The 2691-nt window shown below is 64.7% G+C and carries 2 protein-coding genes and 1 pseudogene; all 3 read left to right on the forward strand.

Going from position 1 to position 2691, the window contains the following annotated elements; translation table 11 throughout:
* Nucleotides 1-337: pseudogene (locus ACGVJ8_RS03690) on the forward strand (nicotinate-nucleotide adenylyltransferase); the annotation flags it as partial.
* Nucleotides 337-2010: an NAD+ synthase gene (locus ACGVJ8_RS03695; protein WP_392345558.1), complete on the forward strand. Its 1674-nt coding sequence runs from the start codon at nucleotides 337-339 to the stop codon at nucleotides 2008-2010. The pseudogene ACGVJ8_RS03690 and the gene ACGVJ8_RS03695, both read left to right, overlap by 1 nt.
* A gap of 73 nt (nucleotides 2011-2083) precedes the next feature.
* On the forward strand, nucleotides 2084-2691 hold a 608-nt coding region (locus ACGVJ8_RS03700; protein ID WP_392345560.1), incomplete at its 3' end, for an alanine dehydrogenase.

Here is a 2691-nt window from a genome sequence, read left to right on the forward strand (position 1 = left end):
CACCCTGCAACGGGCCGCCCAGCATTGGCCTGATCAGGAGCTGGTGTTTGTGGTGGGCAGCGATCTCGCCGGCCAGATCCCCCGCTGGAAACAGAGCGATTGCTGGCTGCTGCAGTGCCGCTTGGCAATCGCCCCCCGCAAGGGTTGGCCCCTCGAGGACGCCACGCTGCAAGCCCTGCGCGATCTGGGAGCGCGGGTGGAACTGCTGGATCTGGAGGTTCCCGCCACCGCCAGTTCGCAACTGCGCCAGCAACCGAATGAAGCTCAGATCCCTGAAGCGGTGTGGCCACTGTTGCTCCAGCACAATCTTTATGGCCTTTCGGGGAGCTTCTGCTGATGCGCATCGCCCTGGCCCAACTCAACCCCGTGGTCGGCGACTTCGAGGGCAACGCGAAGCGGATTCTGGAGGCCGTGCGCAAGGCAGAAGAGCAGACTGTTGAGCTGGTGCTCACCCCTGAACTCTCCCTCTGGGGGTATCCCCCTCGGGACCAGTTGCTCGAGCCCAGCCGCCTCCAACAGCAGAACACGGTGCTGCAGTGGCTGGTGAACCAACTCAACAGCAGCGTCACCCTGTTGGTGGGAGCTGCGCTGCCTGCATCAGATGCCCGCAGTCCACGGCTGCACAACGGTGTGGTGCTGGTGAATCGCCTGGGCTGGCGGCCGATTGCCCAGAAACAGCTGCTGCCCAGTTACGACGTCTTTGATGAGCGGCGCTACTTCCGCCCCGGCGATGGGCCCTGTCTACTCACCCTGCCCAACGGAAAGCGACTGGGCCTCACCATCTGCGAAGACCTCTGGGTGGATGACGGCCTGCAGCGCGAGCGCCTGGACGGACCGGATCCCATCGATCAACTGATCCCCGAACAGCCGGATCTGGTGATCAATCTGGCGGCCTCCCCCTTCGATGCCGCCAAGCCAGCCTTGCGCCAACAGTTGGCGGCGGCGGCGGCGCGACGCCTCAATTGCCCACTGATCTACCTCAATCAAGTGGGGGGCAACGACGAGCTGGTGTTCGACGGGGCCAGTTTTGTGGTGGGAGCCGATGGCGCCGTGCAACTGGAGCTTCCCGTTTGTGAGGAGCACCTGGCGCTCTGGGACAGCGGCCATCCCACCCCGATCCAAATCCAGCCAATGGATCCCCTGGAGCAGCTCTTCCGCGCCCTCGTGCTTGGGGTGCGTGACTACGCCCGGAAATGCGGGTTCAAAAAGGCATTGCTGGGGTTAAGCGGCGGCATCGACTCAGCGCTGGTGGCCGTGATCGCCACCGCAGCCCTGGGGAACGAGGAGGTCTCAGCGCTGTTGATGCCCTCCCCCTGGAGCTCCTCAGGATCCATTGACGATGCCCTGGCCTTAGCCGAACGGTTGGGGATGCAGACCAACACAGTCCCCATCGCCGGCCTGATGGAGGGCTATGATCAGGCCCTTACCGCACCGCTGGGGGAAACGCCCCAGGGCGTGACGGCAGAAAATCTGCAATCACGCATTCGCGGCACACTGCTGATGGCCGTGGCCAACCAGCAGGGCCAACTTCTGCTCACCACCGGCAACAAATCCGAGCTGGCCGTGGGTTACTGCACCCTCTATGGGGACATGAACGGCGGGCTTGCGGTGATTGGCGATCTCTACAAAACTAGCGTGGTTTCCCTGTGCGACTGGCTCGACAGCGACGGGGCCCGGAACTGCCGCCAGGCGCTGGGGCTACCGAAGCAAGGGGATATGGTGGGGGAAGCGATTCGACGCAAACCCCCCAGCGCCGAGCTGAGGCCCAACCAGAAAGACAGCGACTCCCTGCCCGACTACGACGCCCTGGATACCCTGCTCAAAGCTCTGATCCAGGAGCGCCAGTCCGGACCAACCCTGCTGGCCGGCGGCCACGATCCCGCCCTGGTGGAGCGGGTGGAGCGGTTGCTGAAACGGGCCGAGTTCAAGCGACGCCAATCGGCACCCTTGCTCAAGGTGAGCCCCCAGGCCTTTGGTAGCGGCTGGCGGTTGCCCATTGCAGCGGCCTAAAGCAGTCCCACCCTTGAGATGTGGCGGGTTGCGCGCGGCGGAGCCAGATTGAAGGGATCCCCTTGAAGCCGCCATGGCAGCCTCCGTTCTCTCGGCCCCGATGGCCAGCATCGGTGTGCCGAAGGAGATCAAGCTCGATGAGCAGCGCGTGGCGCTGACTCCCGACGCGGTGCGGGAGCTGGTGAGTCAGGGCTTGGAGGTACGCATCGAAACCGGAGCAGGGGATGGAGCGGGAATCGGTGACGACGCCTTCGCCGTCGCCGGTGCCCAACTGGTGAGCCGCGACGAGGCCTGGGGAGCCCATTTGGTGGTGAAGGTGAAGGAACCACAGGCGGAGGAATTTGCCTACCTGCGGAGGGACATGGTGCTGTTCACCTACCTGCACCTGGCGGCTTATCCCAGCGTTGGCGAGGCCCTGCTTGAGGCAGGCACCGCCGCCATCGCCTATGAAACCGTGCAGCTAGAGAACGGCAGCCTGCCGTTGCTGGCACCCATGAGCGAAATCGCGGGGCGCTTGGCAGCCCAGGTGGGAGCTCACCTGCTGGAGAAACCACATGGCGGCCGAGGCGTGTTGATGGGGGGCTGCACCGGCGTGCAACCGGCCCGGGTGGTGGTGCTCGGCGCCGGCACCGTGGGCTGGAATGCCGCACGAACGGCTGCTGCCATGGATGAGATCGGAAG

Origin of the sequence: Parasynechococcus sp. (assembly GCF_042954245.1) — a bacterium.
Lineage (GTDB): Bacteria > Cyanobacteriota > Cyanobacteriia > PCC-6307 > Cyanobiaceae > Parasynechococcus.